This window comes from Micromonospora sp. NPDC050397, assembly GCF_044901685.1.
Taxonomy (GTDB): Bacteria; Actinomycetota; Actinomycetes; order Mycobacteriales; family Micromonosporaceae; genus Micromonospora_G.
This window is the reverse complement of record NZ_JBJDPS010000006.1, coordinates 364,086-382,293: the sequence shown is the minus strand read 5'-3', so window position 1 is coordinate 382,293 and position 18,208 is coordinate 364,086. Positions and strand designations below refer to the sequence as shown.

Genomic DNA, 18,208 nt, shown 5'->3' with positions numbered 1-18,208 from the left:
GACCCCGCACAGCCTCGGGCGACCCCGCACGTGCCGAGGCGACGCCAGGCGGTCAGTCCAGGCGGATCCGGTTCCCGGCCCGGTCGAAGAGGAGCAGGCGGTCCAGGTCGACCGCGAGCACCATCGACGCACCGGGTCGGGGCGGGGTCAGCGCCGGTACCCGTACCACGAGGTCGCCGCCCGGCGGCTGCTCGTCGGCCGGATCGAGGTCGTACACCGGGTAGAAGCCGTACTCGGTCCGCGCCGTGGGCGACGGCTCGTCGGTCCGTTGGTGCGGGATCATGCGAGCGAGCGTGTGCCGGAACGGGTGTCCGGTCGGCGGGTCGTCGGCGAGCAGGTCGGACAGGTGCCGACCGGTGTCCGGGTGGTCCAGCCGGGACTCGACCACCGAGGTGGGCACGGCACCGACGTCCACCCGTACCAGCGCCTCGTGCCCCAACTGCTCCACCGATCGTACGCTGCCGCGCAGCACCGCACCGGAGTCCGTGTCCGGGACCACCGGGACGAGTGCGTCCGGGCGTACCGCGAGCGTCACCCGCTCGGTGTGGCGGCCGATCAGGGACCGGACCCTCGGGTCGTCACGGGACAGTTCCAGCAGCTGCGATCCGACGTCGATCAGCACCCGGGCCACGTCCACGTAGATCGCGCCCTGGAGCAGACTGGGCCGGGGCGTACCGAGAAACGCCGCGACAAAGAGGCTGACCGGGTCCCCGTACACCTGTGCCGGCGGGCCGATCTGCTGCACCCGGCCCCGGCGCAGCACCGCCACGCGGTCCGCCATCGTCATCGCCTCGACCTGGTCGTGGGTCACGTACACCGTGGTCACGCCGAGTCTCCGGGACAGAGCGGCGATCTCCGTACGCAGCTCGGCCCGGACCCCGGCGTCCAGGTTGGACAGTGGCTCGTCGAGCAGGAAGGCGTGCGGCCGACGGACGATCGCCCGGGCCATCGCCACCCGTTGCCGCTGGCCCCCGGAGAGGTTGCCGGGCCGGCGGTCCAACAGGTCGGTGATGCCGAGTTGCTCGGCCGCCTCGGCCACCCGCGCCGCGAGCGCGCCGGTCGGCTCCGCGCCGAGCCGCAGCGGGAACCCGATGTTCTGCGCCACCGTCAGGTACGGGTACAGGGCATAGTCCTGGAAGACCATCGCCACCCGCCGGTCCCGTACGCTCCGCTCGTCCACGGTCTCGCCGTCGAACAGGACCCGGCCTCCCGTCGGCTCCTCGAGCCCGGCAATCAGGCGCAGGATGGTCGACTTGCCGCAGCCGGTCGGCCCGAGCAGCGCCACGAACTCACCGGAGCCGATCTCGACCCGTACGTCGTCGACGGCCACGATCCCGCCGTCGAAGACCTTCGTCAGCCGGTCGAGGGTGATGGCGACCACGGGGAACCACCTCCTGCCCCACATGGTCCTGCGCGGCGCGGCAGCCCGCCACCCCGCAGCCTGCTCGGCCGGCCCCGGTGCGCCGGACGCCCCCCGCACTGCGCCGGACGGCGCGGTGAGAGCGGTTAGGAAGGGGCCCTTCCTCTACCAAGAGCGATAACAGGGGGCCCTTCCTTGCTCGGGTCACCAGGCGCCGGTGGGGATCAGGGCGTTTTCGGACGGGCGGACGGTGGCGGCCCAGTGACGGTAGACCCGCTCGTAGCCCTCGGCCATCAACTCCGCCGAGAACGAGTTCCGCACGTGCGCCACCGATGCCGCCGGGTCCAGGGCGGCCACCCGCTGCAGCGCCTCCGGCAGGTCGTCCGGGTCGGCGCAGACCAGACCGGTCACGCCGGGACGGACCAGCTCAGGTACGGCACCCCGGTCGAGCGCGACCACCGGCGTTCCGGTCGCCATCGCCTCGACGATGACCATGCCGAACGGTTCCTCCCAGCGGATCGGCATGATCAGGCAACGGGCCGAGAGCAGCAGCTCGAAGCAGGTCTCCCGGTCCGGATTACGCAACACGGTGACGTCCGGCCCCTGCATCGGCTCGATCACCTCGGCCAGGTAGCGCTGTTCCTCCGGCTCGTCGCACTTGCCCGCCAGCACCAGCGGCAACCCGGCCGCCCGGCAGGCGCGTACGGCCAGGTCCGGTCCCTTGTCCGGGCTGAAGCGGGCCAGCCAGAGGACCGGCCCGGCGCCGGCCTCCGTCTTGTACGGCACGTCGTCCAGCGCCATCCCGTTGTGCACCGTCGCCGCCCACGGCAGGTACGGGCGCAGCCGGCGCTGGGCGTGCGAGATCGCCACCAACCCGACCGACCGGTCGACGTCGTCGAGGATGTCGCCGAGTTCGCCGGTCGGCCGGTTGTGCACGGTGGCCACCGTCGGCACCGAGCGTCTGGGCGCGAGGAACGGACCGATGGTGGTGTGGTCGTGCACCACGTCGAAGACATCCGGATTGATCATCTGATCGGCTCGGGCAAGGTGGGCGAGTTCCGGCAGTGACTGGCCGAGACGATCGTGCTGCAACCGGGACATCGTACCGACAAACCGGGCACTGGTGCCGGATCCGGTTCCGGCGCCGAAGAGGGTCACCTCGTGGCCACGGGCGCCCAGGGCGTCCACCAGTGCCGCGCAGACCTGCTCCACCCCGCCGTAACCGGCGGGCGGAAGTTCGTACCAGGGCGGCACGACCATCGCGATCCGCAATGGCGCCGTCTGGTCGAGGCGGTCGATTGGCATGTGGTTCACGACGTCGAGCCCTCCCCACTGCTCCGGCTGACCTGCCGGATGGTCCGGGTTTCCCGACTCGGCCGGGGATAACCAGCGGTTCCCGGGGATAACCGACGGTTCTCGGGGATGACCGACGGCCGGCGGGTCAGATGGCCATGCCGAGCCGGTCGTCGACCTCCCTGACCCCCGGTGCCGACCAGGCCACCCGGCGCGCTTCCTCGCGTTCCATCCAAGACCGGACGGTGCCCGCGAGGATGACGGTGTCGCCGTCGACGTGTACGACGATGTGGTCCGCGTTGTCTTCGATCACCCGTGCCAGAGCGCGCCGGATGTCGCGTTCGCGCTGTTCGGGCGGAACCCGCTCGCCGGGGCGTACGGAGATGAGGTTGGTCAGCCCGCGCACCCCGGTCAGCCGTCCGAGGCCCCGCTCGGCGGCCTGCCTCTCGAAGCCGTGCTCGACCTCACCGCGCAGCACCACCCAGCCGTTGGCGACGGTCACGTCGATCCGGTCCACCGACACGAAGGAGTCCCACTGCAGGGCCCGGCTGGCCGCCTTCGCGATGTCGGTGTCGCTGCGGCCGTCCGCCCCGACCCGTACCTCGATGGTGTTGGCCACTCCTCGGACACCCCGGATGCGGTGCGCCGTACGCTCGGCCGCCCATTTCCGGGAGTAGCTGTCCGTCGAACCGGTCAACGTCACCACGCCGTCGGTGACGATCACCCCGACCTCGTTGGGCTGCACCTGTGCCTCCCATTCCAACTCGGCCAGCACGTCGCGCTGGATGGCCGAGTCCTCCCGGGTCACGGTTGCCGTGGCCATCGCCGTCCCTCCCCGGATCCGTCCCTGTCCCCCGAGCCTGCCGCCGGCCGGGGTGACCCGACCTCATCCGCCCCAGGTGAGGGGTGTGAGCCGGCCCGACAAGCACGTGTTCCGGGGCCCGCCGGCAGGAACGGGGGAAAAGGCGCGGCGGGCGACGTGACCAACCCCCTTGGTCACATCGCCCGCCGCTTGGGGAGGAGGCGCACTTCCGGGTCACGGAAGTGCCGCCCTCAGGTCTGCGCGGGTCCCGCCGCTGTCGCGGGTCCCGGTGCTATGACGTCTCGGCGAGCGTCACGGTTGCCGTCTTCTCCACACCGTTCCGCTTGAAGGTCAACTGGACCTTGTCGCCCACCTTGCCGGTCTGTACGGCGCCGACCAGATCGTTCGAGTCGTTGATCGTCTTGTCGCCGAACCGGGTGATCACGTCGCCCTGCTCCAGGCCGACCTGGGCGGCCGGGCTGCCCTCGGTCACCGCGCTGACCACCGCGCCGCCGTCGTCGGACTCGGTGACGCTCACCCCGAGGTACGGGTGGCTGATCTTCTGGCCCTGCTGGAGCTTGCCGGCCACGTCCTTGGCCTTGTTGCTCGGGATGGCGAAGCCGACGCCGATGTTGCCGTTGCTCCCGGCGGTGGCGATGGCGGTGTTGATGCCGATCACCTCGCCCTTGGTGTTGATCAGGGCGCCACCGGAGTTGCCCGGGTTGATCGGCGCGTCGGTCTGCAACAGGCCGGAGATCGAGCTGACCGCCTGCGGTCGCTGCTGCTGGAACGGGTTCTGCGGCTGCTGCTGGTCCTCGCCGCCGGCCTGGATGGTCCGGTCCCGGGCGCTGATGATGCCGGCGGTCACCGAGCCCTGCAGGCCCAGCGGGCTGCCCAGGGCGAGCACCGTGTCGCCGACCTGCATCGCGTCGCTGTCGCCGAACTTCGCCGGGGCGAGGTCGCTGACCCCCTGGGCCTTGACCACCGCGAGGTCGGTCTTGGGGTCGGTGCCGATGATCTTCGCCTGGGCGGTCTTGCCGTCCGCGAAGACCACCCGCACGGCGTCACCGGAGGCGCCCGCGACCACGTGGTTGTTGGTCAGCACGTAGCCGTCGGCGGTCAGCACCACGCCCGAGCCCTCGCCGGTGCCGGTGGTGATCGAGACGACGCTGTTCTCCACCGAGGCCGCGATCTTCGGCAGGTCCTCGCTGTTGATGATCGGGGCCGCGGTGTAGGTCCGGGTGACGTTCGACGAGCCGCCGTCGAGCGCCAGCGCGACCGCGCCACCGGCGATGCCGGAGCCGGCCATCAGGACCAGCGCGGCGGCACCGATGGCGGCGAACTTGCCGGCCCGGCTCGGCCGCTGCGGGGCGCCGGGCGTACCCGGGCCCTGGGCCCAGATCGGCGGCGGGTTTCCGCCCAGGTGCGGCGGCTGCGGCGGCAGGTGGGAGCCGGACATGTGCTGCCCGGCGTAGCTCTGGTTGCCGGTCCAACCCGGCTGGTTCTGCGCCGCCGGGTGCCAGGGGCTCGGCGGGTAGGGGGTCGGCGCCGGGTGCCCGGGAGAGGCCGGCTGGGCGGCGCCGTACGGGCGACCGTACGGGTCGGTCTGGCCCGGGTAGCCGGCGTACGGTCCGGCCGGAGCCGGAGCCGGAGCCGGGTACGGGTGACCGGGGCGCGCCTCCGTCGTGCCGGCCGGGGCGCCCGTCGTCGGGGCGGCGTACGGGCTGTTCTGCTGCTCGGTCGCGGCGGCCGGCGGGGCGGCCGGTTCCGCCCGCGTGGCGTCCGGTACGACGTCCGACCGGGCGGCGGCCGGTTCGGCGCCATCCTCGGTCGGGGTGACCGGACCGGTGGTGGAGTCGGCCGGCCCGCGCTCGACGGGCGACAACTCCGCGGTGGGATACGACGGCGTGGCGTCGGCGTCGGCGTTGGCCGAAGGCCGCTGCGGGTCGGTCTCGTACTCGTTCATGGCCCCTACCTTGCCCCGTCGCTCTGCGACCCACCTGGAATCGCACTGGATGTTCGCTGTGAATCGCCGCACCCGCGCCGGACCACGACCGCGCTACTCACCCTCGGCCGGGTCGGTGGCCTCCGGGGCGAGGGGCAGCCTGACCCGGAAGGTCGCGCCGCCGCCCGGCGTCTCGAGCACCTCCACGCTGCCGTTGTGCGCGGCCACCAGGGCGGCCACGATGGCCAGTCCGAGACCGGTGCCGGTCGCCCCGCCGGCCCGACGGGTACGGGCGGCATCCGCCCGGTAGAACCGTTCGAAGACCCGTTCCGCCTGCTCCGGGGCGAGCCCGGGGCCGGTGTCGACGACCTCGACCACGGCCAGGTTGCCCGCCTCGGAGCTCAGCCTCAGGGTCACCGAGGCGTCCGGCGGAGTGTGGGTGAGGGCGTTGGTCATCAGGTTGCCGAGCACCTGTCGCAGCCGTGCGTCGTCGGCGAGCACGACCAACTCCCCGGCGCCGGGCACGATCTCCAGGGTGATCGCCCGTTCCGGTGCGATCGCCTGCGCCGCCTGGACCGCCTCGGTGGCCAGCACCGGCAGTTCGACCGGCCCCAGCACCAACGGCCGCTCCCGGTCCAGCCGGGCCAGCAGCAGCAGGTCCTCGACCAGCAGCCCCATCCGGGCGGCCTCGTCCTCGATCCGCCGGACCAGCCGGGCCGTCTCCTCGGGCGAGCCCGCGGCCCCCTGCCGGTAGAGCTCGGCGAAGCCACGGATGGTGGTCAACGGCGTACGCAGCTCGTGCGACGCGTCCGCGACGAACTGCCGCATCCGCTCCTCCGAGCGGCGGGCCCGGGCCTCGGACGCCTGGGCGGCGAACGCCGCGTCCCTGGCACCCAACTCGGCGTTGCGGGCCGCCGCCTCGGACGCCGCCCGGGCGGTGAACGCCGCCTCGATCTGGGTGAGCATCGCGTTCAGCGCCCGGGAGAGGCGACCCAGCTCGGTCTTGGCCTCCACCGCACCGGGCTCGGGGTCGGGCACCCGCCGGGTCAGGTCGCCGTCGGCGATCGCCGCCGCGGTCTGCTCGATCTTGTCCAGCGGTCGCAGGCTGGTACGGACGATCGCCGCGCCGAGCGAGGCGAGCAGGATCAGCACCGCCCCGCCGACCAGCAGGTCGATCCAGATGAGCTGCTTGACCGCCTGGTCGACGTCGGTCAGGTGCTGCCCGATGGCGGCCATCTGGCCGGTCGGCAACTGGGTGTAGAGCATCCGCCAGCGCACCTTGCCGTCGTGCGCCCGTACGGTGATCGGGTCGCCCTGGAGCTTGGCGAAGCCCGCCTCGTCCGACGGCCACGGCGGCAGGTCGGACGGCTTGAACCGGCCGGTGTCGTAACCGAGGTCGACCCGGTTCGGGTCGTCCGTGGTCAGCACCAGGATGTAGTCGGCGTACGGCAGGCTGACCGTGCCACGGTTCGCCGTGGCCGCGAAGGTCTGGAGGCTGCTGGCCGAGGTGTGCAGCTCGCTGTCGACCTGGCTGACCAGGTAGTTACGCAGGAAGAACGTGGTCATCACACTGATCACCAGCAGCGCGGCGGCGACCAGGGCGAGGACTGCGGTGACCAGCTTGAAGCGCAGCGGGGTACTGCGCAGCCGGCTCTTGAGAACCGAGACCGGAGTCGTCACGCCGCCGGCTTGCGCAGCACGTATCCGACGCCCCGCAGGGTGTGGATCAGGCGTGGCTGGCTCGTGTCGACCTTGCGCCGCAGGTAGGAGATGTACGACTCGACGATGTTGTCGTCGCCCCGGAAGTCGTAGTTCCAGACGTGGTCGAGGATCTGGGCCTTGGAGAGCACCCGGTTCGCGTTGAGCATCAGGTAGCGCAGCAGCTTGAACTCGGTCGGCGAGAGCTGGACCCGCTGTCCGGCCCGGTGCACCTCGTGCGTCTCCTCGTCCAGCTCCAGGTCGGCGAAGCTGAGCCGGGAGGGCGCCTGCTCCCCGGACGCGGTACGCCGCAGCACGGCCCGGATCCGGGCGGTCAGCTCCTCCAGACTGAACGGCTTGGTGACATAGTCGTCGCCACCGAGGGTCAGCCCACGGATCTTGTCGTCGGTGGCGTCCCGGGCGGTCAGGAAGACCACCGGGGTACGCGTACCGCCCTCCCGCATCAGCCGGATCACCTCGAACCCGTCCAGGTCGGGCAGCATGACGTCGAGCACGACCAGGTCGGGGCGACGGTCCTTGGCCGCCGTCACGGCGGCACTGCCGCTGGTCGCGGTGGCCACGTCGAAGCCGGCGAAGCGCAGGCTCGCGGAGAGCAACTCCAGGATGTTGGGGTCGTCTTCCACGACCAGAAGCCGTGCCTCGGTTTGCGCTGCCATGACCACATCATCCGCCGCCGGGCTGCGGGCGGGCTGGGCGTCCCCTGAAAACTCCCTGGGAACCCGCCGGGGACCGGCCGACAGCCGCCGGGCGGGACGCCACCGGGGACCGCTCAGCGCAGCAGCCGGCGCAGCCCGTCGAGGGCGCCGTCGAGGGTACGGATCAGCGTCCTGAACTGCCCGTCGGTGAGGTTCCGACCGCGCACCAGCGCGCGTACCTCGACGGCGAAGTCGGTGAGCCGGCGGTCGAGTTCGGCGTCGAGGTCCGCACCGGGCGGCGGTTGCCGGCTCGCCGAGGCGCCCGGAACCGTACCGTTGTGGAGGCGGGTCTCCCGGGTGGCGGCCCGCAACTCCCGCTTCAGGTCCCGGACCGGGCCGCGTACCTCGGTCTGGATCTCCCCGGCCAGGCTGGCGAGATCGGCCACCGACGCCCGGATGTCCGACTCGATCTCCGCCAGTTCGCCGCCGCGCTGGCGCAGCTCGCCCCGACCGGCCTCGGTGATCTCGTAGACCTTGCGTCCGCCGGTGGCGGTGTGGGTGACCAGTCCCTCCGCCTCCAGCCGCTGCAACCGGGGGTAGATGGTGCCGGCGCTCGGCGCGTAGCGGCCGAGGAACCGGTTCTCCAGCGACCGAATCAGCTCGTAGCCGTGCTTCGGGCCGTCGTCGAGGAGCTTGAGCAGGTAGAGCCGGAGCCGACCGTGGCTGAACACCGAGGTCACGCCGCCCCCCACCGCTCGTCGCCGACCGGATCGGACACTCCGACGACCGGCGCCGCCTCGTCCGGGTCCCCGTCGAGGGTCAGCCGTCGCGACTCGCTGATCGCCCAACCCGCCATGCCACACCCGTCCCCGTCGTCGCCGGCCGCGCGGGGCGGCCGGACTCCGCCAGCGCGCCGCCGCCCGCCGGCATCGTAACGCGATACATCGCGATAGGCGAGACGGGTACGGGTGTGGTCAGGCGGCCAGGTCGAGGGCGGGTGACGGGGAGAGTGGGGACGTGGCGACGAGTCCGACCGGGACGGGCACCGACGCCGGGGCCGTGGCCGCCGGCTGGCCGAGCGGGCCGGCGAAGCGGACCGCCGACTGGGCGGCCTGGGCCAGCCGACGCCGGGAGACCGACCCCTCCGGATGCAGTGCCGGCGCGGCGGTCACCGTGATGGAGAGCCCGCGTACGGCGAGTACCCGCCGCAGCGACACCCAGAGGCTGTCGTCGCCGAGGAAGGCGGCGGCGGTCGTACCCTCGCGTCCCGGTCCGGTGCGGTAGGTGATGGTCAGCGGCACCACCGGCGCTCCGGCGTCGATCGCGGCCTGGAACATCGCCGGCCGGAACCGGCCGGCCGCCGTGCAGTCGCTGGCCTCGCGCGGCTTGCCGCACCAGGTCGTACCCTCCGGGAAGACCGCCACCACGGTGTCGGCCCGCAGCGCCTCGGCCACCTTCGCCACGATCTGCGGCAGCGCCCGTGGCCGGGTCCGGTTGACGAAGATGGTCCCGCCGGCCGACGCCAGCCACCCGATCAGCGGCCACTGCCGCACCTCCTGCTTGGCCAGCATCCGGGCCGGCGCGACCGAGAGCGTGGCCATGATGTCCAGCCAGGAGATGTGGTTGGCGGTCAGCAGCGCGCGGCGCCGGGGCATCCGCCCCCGGACCCGCAGGGTGATGCCCAGCGAACCCAGCACCATCCGGGCCCACCAGCGTCCGCCGACCTGCCGGCCGACCGCGGGCAGCAGCGGCAGCAGGGGAAGGAGCAGCACCCCGAACAGCAACGCGCCGATCAGGGCGGCGAGCCGACCGGCCCGGCGCAGCCGGGAGACCGCCGGGGTCTCGCCGGGGCGGGGCAGGCAGTGCGGCCCGCAGTCCGAACGGGGCTGCCAGAGCGTGTTCATCCGTCTTCTCCGAGTCCGAGGAAGTGCCGGCGGTAGCGGGGGTGCATCCGGTCCATCGAGAGCAGTACGTACAGGTCGGCGACGTTGAAGTCGGGGTCGTACGCGGGTTCGCCGCAGACCCAGGCGCCGAGACGCAGGTAGCCGCGGAGCAGGGCCGGCACCACGGCCGGCGGCGCACCCGCCGGGTCGGCGTTGGCCGCCACCGCCGCCACCCCGGCGGGCTCGGCCAGCCAGGGCCGGTGCGGGCGCACCCGTAGCGGCGGCGGTGCCATGTTCCGGGCGGAGACCTTGTTCCAGACCCCGGCGGCGTTGAGGCCCCCGTCGTCCAACGCGAGCGAGGTGCAGCCGCCGAGCCAACGCAGATCGCGCAGGTGCAGGTACCGGGCGATGCCGGCCCACATCAGGTTGATCACCGCACCGCTGCGGTGGTCCGGGTGCACGCAGGACCGCCCGATCTCGACCAGCTCGTCGCGCAGCGGCGCGAACGCGGACAGGTCAAACTCGCTGTCCGCGTACCGCCGGCCGGCCCGCGCGGCGCGGTCCGGCGGCAGCATCCGGTACGTGCCGACCACCGACCCGGTGCTGTCGTCCCGGATCAGCAGGTGGTCGCAGTGCTCGTCGAACTCGTCGATGTCGAGCCCACTCACGGTGGAGTGCAGGTTGGCGCCGAGTTCCTCGGCGAAGACGTCATGGCGCAGCCGCTGGGCAGCGGCGATCTGTGCCGCGTCGTCGGCGATCAGCAGGGTGTAGCCGCTGGTCCCGGTGGGTGCGGGAGCGGTGAGCAGAACAGCCATGGGGTATGTGTAAGGTCACCGCATACCTACGGCGTGTCGCGCGTTGGATAACCGGGTGTCGATCGGGTGAACGGCCCTGTACGCAGCGCGCCGGAGGTCGCCGGCCGGGCCTGCCGCGCCCGAGGACCAGCCCAGCCTCCGCCGACCGGGCGACATCGACGACCTGAATGCCAGGTGAACAAGACTTTCACGCTGTGAATCGCGACACGGGCCGGATGCGACCATGCCCGCCGATAGCGTACGGCGTAGCCTGGAGCCTGACTTCTGACTCCAGCCCCAGGCGGCGCAGAACCCGCGTGAACCGCAAAACCCCGCGTGAAAGAGGCGATCACTGGCCGTGTCGACCCAGCAGACTTCGCAGGACAACCCACTGGCGGGCTTCGGCCCGAACGAGTGGGTCGTCGAGGAGATGTACCAGCGCTACCTCGCCGACCCCACCAGCGTCGATTCAGCCTGGCACGACTTCTTTGCCGACTACCGACCGGCGACCGACGCGGCCCCGGCCGGGGCCGACGGGAACGGGTCGGGCCCGAAAACAGTAGCAGCGGCAGCGCCGACGTCGGAGGTGAAGCGCGACCCGGCCGCCGCCCCACCGGCCGCGAAGCCCCAGCCAGCGAGCGCGACCACCGCCGCCCCGGTCGCCGCCAAGCCGGCCGACGCCAAGAACGAGGTCGCCGCGAAGGCCGTGGCGACTCCGGCCGCCGCGCCGAAGGCGAAGAGCGCCCCGGCCCAGCCGCCGGCCGCCGGGAGCACCACCACCGCGCTGCGCGGTGTCGCCGCCAAGATCGTGCAGAACATGGACGCCTCGCTGTCGGTGCCGACCGCGACCAGTGTGCGCGCGGTCCCGGCGAAGCTGCTGGTGGACAACCGCATCGTGATCAACAACCACCTGGCCCGGGGCCGGGGCGGCAAGGTCAGCTTCACCCACCTGATCGGGTGGGCACTGGTCCGGGCGCTGGTCGAGCACCCGGAGATGAACCACTCGTACACCGAGGTGGACGGCAAGCCGGTGATGGTCCGGCCGGAGCACGTCAACCTGGGCATCGCGATCGACCTGGCCAAGCCGGACGGTTCCCGCAACCTGGTGGTGCCGTCGATCAAGGCGTGCGAGCAGATGGACTTCCGGCAGTTCTGGCAGGCCTACGAGGACATCGTCCGGCGGGCCCGGCGCAACGAGCTGACCATGGAGGACTACGGCGGCACGACGATCTCGCTGACCAACCCGGGCGGGATCGGGACGGTGCACTCCCAGCCCCGCCTGATGGTCGGCCAGGGCACCATCATCGGCGTCGGCGCGATGGAGTACCCGGCGCCGTACCAGGGCATGTCCGAGGAGACCCTGGCCGAGCTCGCGGTCAGCAAGATCATCACGCTGACCAGCACGTACGACCACCGGATCATCCAGGGCGCCCAGTCCGGCGAGTTCCTGAAGGTGATGCACGAGCTGATCCTCGGCGAGCACGGCTTCTTCGACCAGATCTTCACCTCGCTGCGGATTCCCTACGAGCCGGTCCGCTGGATGCGGGACGTGGCGGTGACCTCCGAGGGGCAGATCGACAAGACCGCCCGGGTCATCGAGGTCATCCACGCGTACCGGGTCCGGGGTCACCTGATGGCCGACACCGACCCGCTCGAGTTCAAGATCCGCAAGCACCCGGACCTGGACGTGCTCCAGCACGGGCTGACCCTGTGGGACCTGGACCGCTACTTCCCGGTCGGCGGCTTCAACGGCAAGCAGAAGATGAAGCTCCGCGAGGTCCTCGGGGTGCTGCGTGACTCCTACTGCCGCCGGGTCGGCGTGGAGTACATGCACATCCAGGACCCGGAGGAGCGGCGCTGGATCCAGGACCGGATCGAGCGCAAGTACGAGAAGCCGGCGGCGGACGAGCAGAAGCACGTACTGAACCGGCTCAACGCCGCCGAGGCGTTCGAGACCTTCCTCCAGACCAAGTACGTCGGCCAGAAGCGCTTCTCGCTCGAGGGCGGCGAGTCGCTGATCCCGCTCCTCGGCGAGGTGCTGGAGGCGGCGGCCGAGGGCGGGCTGGACGAGGTTGTCATCGGCATGGCCCACCGGGGTCGGCTCAACGTGCTCGCCAACATCGTCGGCAAGCCGTACGAGAAGATCTTCTCCGAGTTCGAGGGGCACCTCGACCCGAGGTCGACCCAGGGCTCGGGTGACGTCAAGTACCACCTCGGCCAGGCCGGCAAGTTCAGCACCCCGGACGGCGAGCACGCGATCAAGGTCTCGGTGACCGCCAACCCGTCGCACCTGGAGGCGGTCGACCCGGTGCTGGAGGGCATCGTCCGGGCCAAGCAGGACCGGATCGACCTGCGCCTGGAGGGCTACACCGTACTGCCGGTGGCGGTGCACGGCGACGCCGCCTTCGCCGGTCAGGGCGTGGTGGCCGAGACGCTGAACCTGTCGCAGTTGCGCGGCTACCGCACCGGTGGCACCGTGCACGTGGTGGTGAACAACCAGGTCGGTTTCACCACCGCCCCGGAATACTCCCGCTCCAGCCTCTACAGCACCGACGTCGCCCGGATGATCCAGGCGCCGATCTTCCACGTCAACGGGGACGACCCGGAGGCCGTGGTACGCGTCGGCCGGCTCGCCTTCGAGTACCGCCAGGCGTTCAACAAGGACGTCGTGATCGACCTGGTCTGCTACCGGCGGCGCGGCCACAACGAGGGCGACGACCCGTCGATGTCCAACCCGCAGATGTACCAGATCATCGACTCGAAGCGGTCCGTCCGGAAGCTCTACACCGAGGAGCTGATCGGGCGCGGCGACATCACGGTCGAGGACGCCGAGGAGTTGCTGCGCGACTTCCAGGCCCAGCTCGAACGGGTCTTCAAGGCCACCCGGGACGCCGCCACGGCGGGCCGGCAGTCGGCCCGGCCGCGTCGGCAGCCCGAACCGGAGCCGCAGGTCACGACGGCGGTCGGCGCGGACGTCATCCGCTCGATCGGCGTCGCGCACACCACGCTGCCGGAGGGCTTCACCCCGCACAAGCGGATCCAGCAGTTGCTCGAGCGGCGGGCCAAGATGGCGGTCGAGGGCAACATCGACTGGGGCTTCGGCGAGATCATCGCCTTCGGCTCGCTGCTGCACGACGGGGTGACCGTCCGGCTGGCCGGACAGGACTCCCGTCGGGGCACGTTCGTCCAGCGGCACGCGGTGATCGTGGACTCGCGTACCGGCAAGGAGCACCTGCCGCTCTCCGCGATGACCGACGACCGGTCCCGGTTCTTCGTGCACGACTCGCTGCTCAGCGAGTACGCCGCGATGGGCTTCGAGTACGGCTACTCGGTGGAGAACACCGAGGCGCTGGTGCTCTGGGAGGCACAGTTCGGTGACTTCGCCAACGGCGCCCAGTCGGTGGTGGACGAGTTCATCTCGTCCAGCGAGGTCAAGTGGGGACAGCAGTCGGCGGTGACGCTGCTGCTGCCGCACGGCCACGAGGGCCAGGGTCCGGACCACACCTCCGGGCGGCCGGAGCGCTTCCTGCAGATGTGCGCCGAGGACAACATGCGGGTGGCCATTCCGACCACCCCGGCCAACCACTTCCACCTGCTGCGCCGGCAGGCCCTGTCGGACAAGCGCAAGCCACTGGTGGTCTTCACGCCGAAGTCGCTGCTGCGGCACAAGCTCTGCGTCTCCAGCGTCGAGGAGTTCACCAACGGCGGCTTCCAGCCGGTGCTCGGCGACCGGACCATCGCCAAGCCGGAGTCGGTCAAGCGGGTGCTGCTCTGCACCGGCAAGATCTACTACGACCTGCTCCAGGCCCGCGACGAGCGCAAGATCACCGACACCGCGATCGTCCGGATGGAGCAGCTCTACCCGCTCCCGGTGGAGGAGATCAAGGCCGCCCTGGCCGACTACCCGAACGCCGAGGACTTCGCCTGGGTCCAGGAGGAGCCGGCCAACCAGGGTGCCTGGTCGTTCGTGGCGCTCAACCTGCTGGAGCACCTCGACGGCGTACGGCTGCGGCGGATCTCCCGCCCGGCGGCGGCGGCGCCGGCGGTGGGCTCGGCGAAGATGCACGAGGCCGAGCAGACCGCGCTGATCGAGGCGGCTCTCCCCCGCCCCTGAGCATCGCCGCACCCGTCAGTCCAAACCGGGGCGGATCGAGGTTTCCCACCTCGATCCGCCCCGGCGCTCTGAAAGGACCACGATGTACTTCACCGACCGGGGTATCGAGGAGCTCGTCGAGCGACGGGGCGACGAGAGCGTCACCCTGGAGTGGCTCGGCGAGCGTCTGCGCGACTTCGTCGACCTCAATCCCGAGTTCGAGACGCCGATCGAGCGGTTCGCCACCTGGCTCGCCCGCCTCGACGACGAGGACGAGGACTAGTCGGGCGACGGCCGGCTGTGTTCCGGTAGACGCGTCCGGACCGGGCCGGCGGCGTGCCCGATCTTGTAGGTTGGGCACGTGGCACGCAGTGTCTATATCGCCGGCCTGGGACACGGCGGCGGCAAGTCGACGATCGCGCTCGGCCTGGCCGAGCTCCTCTCCCGGCAGGTCGAGCGGATCGGCGTGTTCCGACCGCTGGTCAGCGGCACCGAAGAGGACCCGATCCTGGCCCTGCTGCGCGAGCGGTACCGGATCGACACCCCCGCCGGGGACCTCTTCGGCACCAGCTACGCGCAGGCGTCGGCCCTGGTCGCCGACGGCCAGCGGGAGGAACTGATCACCCGGATCGTGGGACGATACCGGGCGGTCGAGCGGGGCTGCCCGGCGGTGGTGGTGGTCGGCAGCGACTTCGACGACGCGGCCGAGAGCCGTACCGGCGGGCTTTCTCGGGAACTCGCCTTCAACGCCCGGCTGGCGACCGAGTTCGGCAGCGTGGTGGTCCCGGTGGTGGACGGGTTCGGCCAGGAGCCGGAGGCGATCGCGGCGTCCGCCCGGGGGGCGTACCACGATCTGGAGGACCTCGGCGCGACCGTACTGGCGGTGATCGCCAACCGGGTGCCGGGGGCGATGACGCTGCCGGAACTGCCGGTGCCGGCGTACGCCATCCCCGAGGTGCCGGCCGTGTCGGCGCCGACGGTGGCCGAGGTGGCGGCGGCGCTCGGCGCGGCCCTGCTCGCCGGGGACCGGACCGCGCTCGACCGGGACGTGCTCGATTTTGTGGTCGGCGCGGCGCACGTGCCGACCCTGCTCGACCACCTGACCGACGGGGCGCTGGTGATCACCCCGGGCGACCGGGCCGACCTGTTGGTGGCCGCCGCGGCGGCACACGTCGCCGGCCAGGTGTCGGTCGCCGGGCTGGTGCTCACCCTCGGCGAACAACCCGACCCCCGGGTGATGCGGCTGGTGGAGCGGCTGCGCACCGGGCTGGCGGTGCTCTCGGTGCCCGGCGACAGTTACCACACCGTGGCCGCGATCAGCCGGATCGAGGGGCGTCCGAGTGCGGCGAACCCGCGCAAGGTCGAGGCCGCGCTCGGCGCCTTCGAGGCCGCCGTCGACACTCCGGAACTGGCCCGCCGGCTGCGGGTCACCCGGTCCGCCCGGGTCACCCCACTGATGTTCGAGTACGAGCTGATCGACCGGGCCCGTACCAACCGGCGCCGGCTGGTGCTGCCCGAGGGGACCGACGAACGGATCCTGCGCGCGACCGAGATCCTGCTCCGCCGCCGGGTGGCCGACCTGACCCTGCTCGGTGACCCCGCCGAGATCCGGCGCCGGGCGCGCGAGCTCGGGGTGGAGATCGACCGCGCAGACCTGGTCGACCCGAACACCAGCCCGTGGCGGGACGCCTTCGCCGCCGAGTACGCGAGGCTGCGGGCGCACCGGGGGGCGACCCTGGAGCTGGCTCAGGACGTGGTGGTCGGGGCAAACTACTTCGGCACCATGATGGTGCACCTGGGCCACGCCGACGGCATGGTCTCCGGCGCCACCCACACCACCGCCGCCACCATCCGTCCCGCGTTCGAGATCATTCGGACCGTGCCCGGGCTCTCGGTGGCGTCCAGCGTCTTCTTCATGCTGCTCGCCGACCGGGTGCTGGTCTACGGCGACTGCGCGGTCAACCCCGACCCGGACGCCACCCAGCTCGCCGACATCGCGCTCTCCTCGGCCGAGACCGCCGCCCGGTTCGGGGTCGAACCGAGGTTGGCGATGCTGTCGTACTCGACCGGAGCGTCCGGTGCCGGCGCCGACGTGGAGAAGGTGGCGGCGGCCACCGAACTGGTCCGGGCCCGCCGGCCGGATCTGCTGGTCGAGGGACCGATCCAGTACGACGCCGCGGTCGACCCGTCGGTGGCGGCCACCAAACTGCCCGGCAGTACGGTCGCCGGCCGGGCCACCGTACTTGTCTTCCCGGACCTGAACACGGGGAACAACACGTACAAGGCGGTGCAGCGCTCGGCCGGGGCGGTCGCCGTCGGCCCGGTGATGCAGGGACTGCGGCGACCGGTCAACGACCTCTCCCGGGGCGCCACCGTCAAGGACATCGTCAACACGGTGGCGATCACCGCGATCCAGGCCGCGGCGGCACCGGAGCCGGAAGACGGGGTGGCCCGATGAGTCGAATCCTGGTGATCAACTCCGGCTCCTCCTCGGTGAAGTACCGCCTGTACGACCAGCTCGACCCGTACGCCGACCCGGCTTCCGAGCGCGGCGGCCAGGCTTCCGGCGGTGGGCCGGCGGTGGTTCTCGCCGAGGGGGTGGTGGAGCGGATCGGCGAGCCGGGCGGCGGGCCGACCGACCACGAGAGCGCCATCCGGCAGGTCCTGGACGGGATCGACCGGTCCGGACTCACCGGGGTGGGACACCGGGTGGTGCACGGTGGCCGGCGCTATGTCGAACCCACGCTGATCGACGACGAGGTCTTCGCCGGGATCACCGAACTGGTGCCGCTCGCACCGTTGCACAATCCCGCCAACCTGACCGGCATCGCGGTCACCCGCCAGCTACTGCCGGACGTGCCACAGGTGGCCGTCTTCGACACGGCGTTCCACCGCACCCTGCCCGAGTCCGCGTCGCACTACGCCATCGACGCCGAGACCGCGCGTCAACACGGCATCCGCCGGTACGGGTTCCACGGCACCTCGCACGCGTACGTGTCCAGGCGTACGGCGGCGCTGCTCGGCCGGGCGTACGAGGAGACGAACACGATCACCCTGCACCTGGGCAACGGGGCCAGCGCCTGTGCCGTCGCCGGGGGCCGGAGTGTCGCCACCTCGATGGGCATGTCGCCGCTGGAGGGCTTGGTGATGGGTACGCGCAGCGGTGACGTGGACCCGACGGTCGTGTTCCACCTGAACCGCACCGCCGGGATGTCGCTGGACGAGATCGACGATCTGCTCAACCATCGCAGCGGCCTGCTCGGACTGAGCGGCGCCAACGACATGCGCGAGGTGCTGCGCCGACGGGTCGATGGTGACGAGGCCGCCGACTTGGCCTTCCGGGCCTACTGCGAGCGGATCAGGTTCTACGTCGGCGGCTACCTGGCACTACTCGGTCGGCTGGACGCGATCACCTTCACCGCCGGGGTGGGTGAGCACGCGGCACCCGTACGCTCGACCGCGCTCGCCGGGCTGGAGCCCCTGGGCGTCACCGTGGACTCGGAACGAAACGCCGGCAGCGGTGACCGGCTCATCTCCCCCGATGGCGCTTCGGTCGCGGTCTGCGTCATCGCCACCAACGAGGAACTGGAGATAGCCCAGCAGACCGCCACCCTGCTCGCCTAACCGCTTGCCCCCGCCCCGTCCGCTAGACCCCGGTCTGGTTGACCCCCGTCTGGTTGACCC

13 protein-coding genes are annotated in these 18,208 nt (G+C 71.7%); 4 read left to right on the top strand and 9 right to left on the bottom strand.

The window, feature by feature from the left end; genetic code table 11:
• Positions 1 to 52: 52 nt before the first annotated feature.
• The 9 genes from ACI2K4_RS22790 to ACI2K4_RS22750 form a co-directional block, all read right to left on the bottom strand.
• On the bottom strand, positions 53 to 1,381 hold the full coding sequence (locus ACI2K4_RS22790; RefSeq protein ID WP_404513967.1) for an ABC transporter ATP-binding protein: 1,329 nt from the start codon (positions 1,379 to 1,381) through the stop codon (positions 53 to 55).
• Positions 1,382 to 1,564: 183 nt separating this feature from the next.
• The gene (locus ACI2K4_RS22785; RefSeq protein WP_404514076.1) at positions 1,565 to 2,665 is read right to left on the bottom strand and encodes a glycosyltransferase family 4 protein; all 1,101 of its coding nucleotides are present in this window, start codon (positions 2,663 to 2,665) and stop codon (positions 1,565 to 1,567) included.
• Positions 2,666 to 2,801: 136 nt separating this feature from the next.
• Positions 2,802 to 3,476, bottom strand: coding sequence for a BON domain-containing protein (locus tag ACI2K4_RS22780; RefSeq protein WP_404513965.1), 675 nt, complete (start codon positions 3,474 to 3,476; stop codon positions 2,802 to 2,804).
• A 271-nt stretch (positions 3,477 to 3,747) separates the two neighbouring features.
• Positions 3,748 to 5,421 carry a trypsin-like peptidase domain-containing protein gene (locus ACI2K4_RS22775; RefSeq protein ID WP_404513963.1) on the bottom strand — a complete coding sequence of 558 codons (1,674 nt, stop codon included), beginning with the start codon at positions 5,419 to 5,421 and terminating at the stop codon, positions 3,748 to 3,750.
• Positions 5,422 to 5,514: 93 nt separating this feature from the next.
• On the bottom strand, positions 5,515 to 7,080 hold the full coding sequence (locus ACI2K4_RS22770) for a sensor histidine kinase (RefSeq protein WP_404513961.1): 1,566 nt from the start codon (positions 7,078 to 7,080) through the stop codon (positions 5,515 to 5,517).
• Complete coding sequence (locus ACI2K4_RS22765) at positions 7,077 to 7,775, bottom strand: response regulator transcription factor (protein WP_404513959.1); 699 nt, start codon at positions 7,773 to 7,775, stop codon at positions 7,077 to 7,079. Before ACI2K4_RS22765 ends, ACI2K4_RS22770 begins: the two co-directional genes overlap by 4 nt.
• Positions 7,776 to 7,888: 113 nt before the next feature.
• Positions 7,889 to 8,494: a PadR family transcriptional regulator gene (locus ACI2K4_RS22760; protein ID WP_404513957.1), complete on the bottom strand. Its 606-nt coding sequence runs from the start codon at positions 8,492 to 8,494 to the stop codon at positions 7,889 to 7,891.
• Between the two features lie 234 nt (positions 8,495 to 8,728).
• Positions 8,729 to 9,658, bottom strand: a complete 930-nt coding sequence (locus tag ACI2K4_RS22755) for a lysophospholipid acyltransferase family protein (protein WP_404513955.1) — start codon at positions 9,656 to 9,658, stop codon at positions 8,729 to 8,731.
• Positions 9,655 to 10,452 carry a GNAT family N-acetyltransferase gene (locus ACI2K4_RS22750; protein ID WP_404513953.1) on the bottom strand — a complete coding sequence of 266 codons (798 nt, stop codon included), beginning with the start codon at positions 10,450 to 10,452 and terminating at the stop codon, positions 9,655 to 9,657. Before ACI2K4_RS22750 ends, ACI2K4_RS22755 begins: the two co-directional genes overlap by 4 nt.
• Positions 10,453 to 10,789: 337 nt before the next feature.
• Here ACI2K4_RS22750 and ACI2K4_RS22745 point away from each other — a divergent pair, with 337 nt between their 5' ends.
• From ACI2K4_RS22745 to ACI2K4_RS22730, 4 genes are all read left to right on the top strand, one after another.
• A complete protein-coding gene (locus tag ACI2K4_RS22745; protein WP_404513951.1) occupies positions 10,790 to 14,545 on the top strand; it encodes a multifunctional oxoglutarate decarboxylase/oxoglutarate dehydrogenase thiamine pyrophosphate-binding subunit/dihydrolipoyllysine-residue succinyltransferase subunit in 3,756 nt (1,251 codons plus the stop codon).
• Positions 14,546 to 14,627: 82 nt separating this feature from the next.
• Positions 14,628 to 14,807, top strand: a complete 180-nt coding sequence (locus tag ACI2K4_RS22740; RefSeq protein WP_404513949.1) for a DUF6104 family protein — start codon at positions 14,628 to 14,630, stop codon at positions 14,805 to 14,807.
• A 78-nt stretch (positions 14,808 to 14,885) separates the two neighbouring features.
• Positions 14,886 to 16,982 (top strand): phosphate acetyltransferase, encoded by a 2,097-nt coding sequence (gene pta / locus ACI2K4_RS22735; RefSeq protein WP_404513947.1) that lies wholly within the window; start codon positions 14,886 to 14,888, stop codon positions 16,980 to 16,982.
• Positions 16,979 to 18,148 carry an acetate/propionate family kinase gene (locus tag ACI2K4_RS22730; protein ID WP_404513945.1) on the top strand — a complete coding sequence of 390 codons (1,170 nt, stop codon included), beginning with the start codon at positions 16,979 to 16,981 and terminating at the stop codon, positions 18,146 to 18,148. Before pta ends, ACI2K4_RS22730 begins: the two co-directional genes overlap by 4 nt.
• The last annotated feature ends 60 nt before the right edge of the window (positions 18,149 to 18,208 follow it).

Bases quoted from the DNA above. Each gene is read 5' to 3' on its own strand.
- ACI2K4_RS22775 (WP_404513963.1), bottom strand. From the start codon at position 5,421: ATGAACGAGTACGAGACCGACCCGCAGCGGCCTTCGGCCAACGCCGAC.
- ACI2K4_RS22730 (WP_404513945.1), top strand. From the start codon at position 16,979: ATGAGTCGAATCCTGGTGATCAACTCCGGCTCCTCCTCGGTGAAGTAC.
- ACI2K4_RS22740 (WP_404513949.1), top strand. From the start codon at position 14,628: ATGTACTTCACCGACCGGGGTATCGAGGAGCTCGTCGAGCGACGGGGC.
- ACI2K4_RS22765 (WP_404513959.1), bottom strand. From the start codon at position 7,775: ATGGCAGCGCAAACCGAGGCACGGCTTCTGGTCGTGGAAGACGACCCC.
- ACI2K4_RS22750 (WP_404513953.1), bottom strand. From the start codon at position 10,452: ATGGCTGTTCTGCTCACCGCTCCCGCACCCACCGGGACCAGCGGCTAC.
- ACI2K4_RS22785 (WP_404514076.1), bottom strand. From the start codon at position 2,665: ATGCCAATCGACCGCCTCGACCAGACGGCGCCATTGCGGATCGCGATG.
- ACI2K4_RS22755 (WP_404513955.1), bottom strand. From the start codon at position 9,658: ATGAACACGCTCTGGCAGCCCCGTTCGGACTGCGGGCCGCACTGCCTG.
- ACI2K4_RS22780 (WP_404513965.1), bottom strand. From the start codon at position 3,476: ATGGCCACGGCAACCGTGACCCGGGAGGACTCGGCCATCCAGCGCGAC.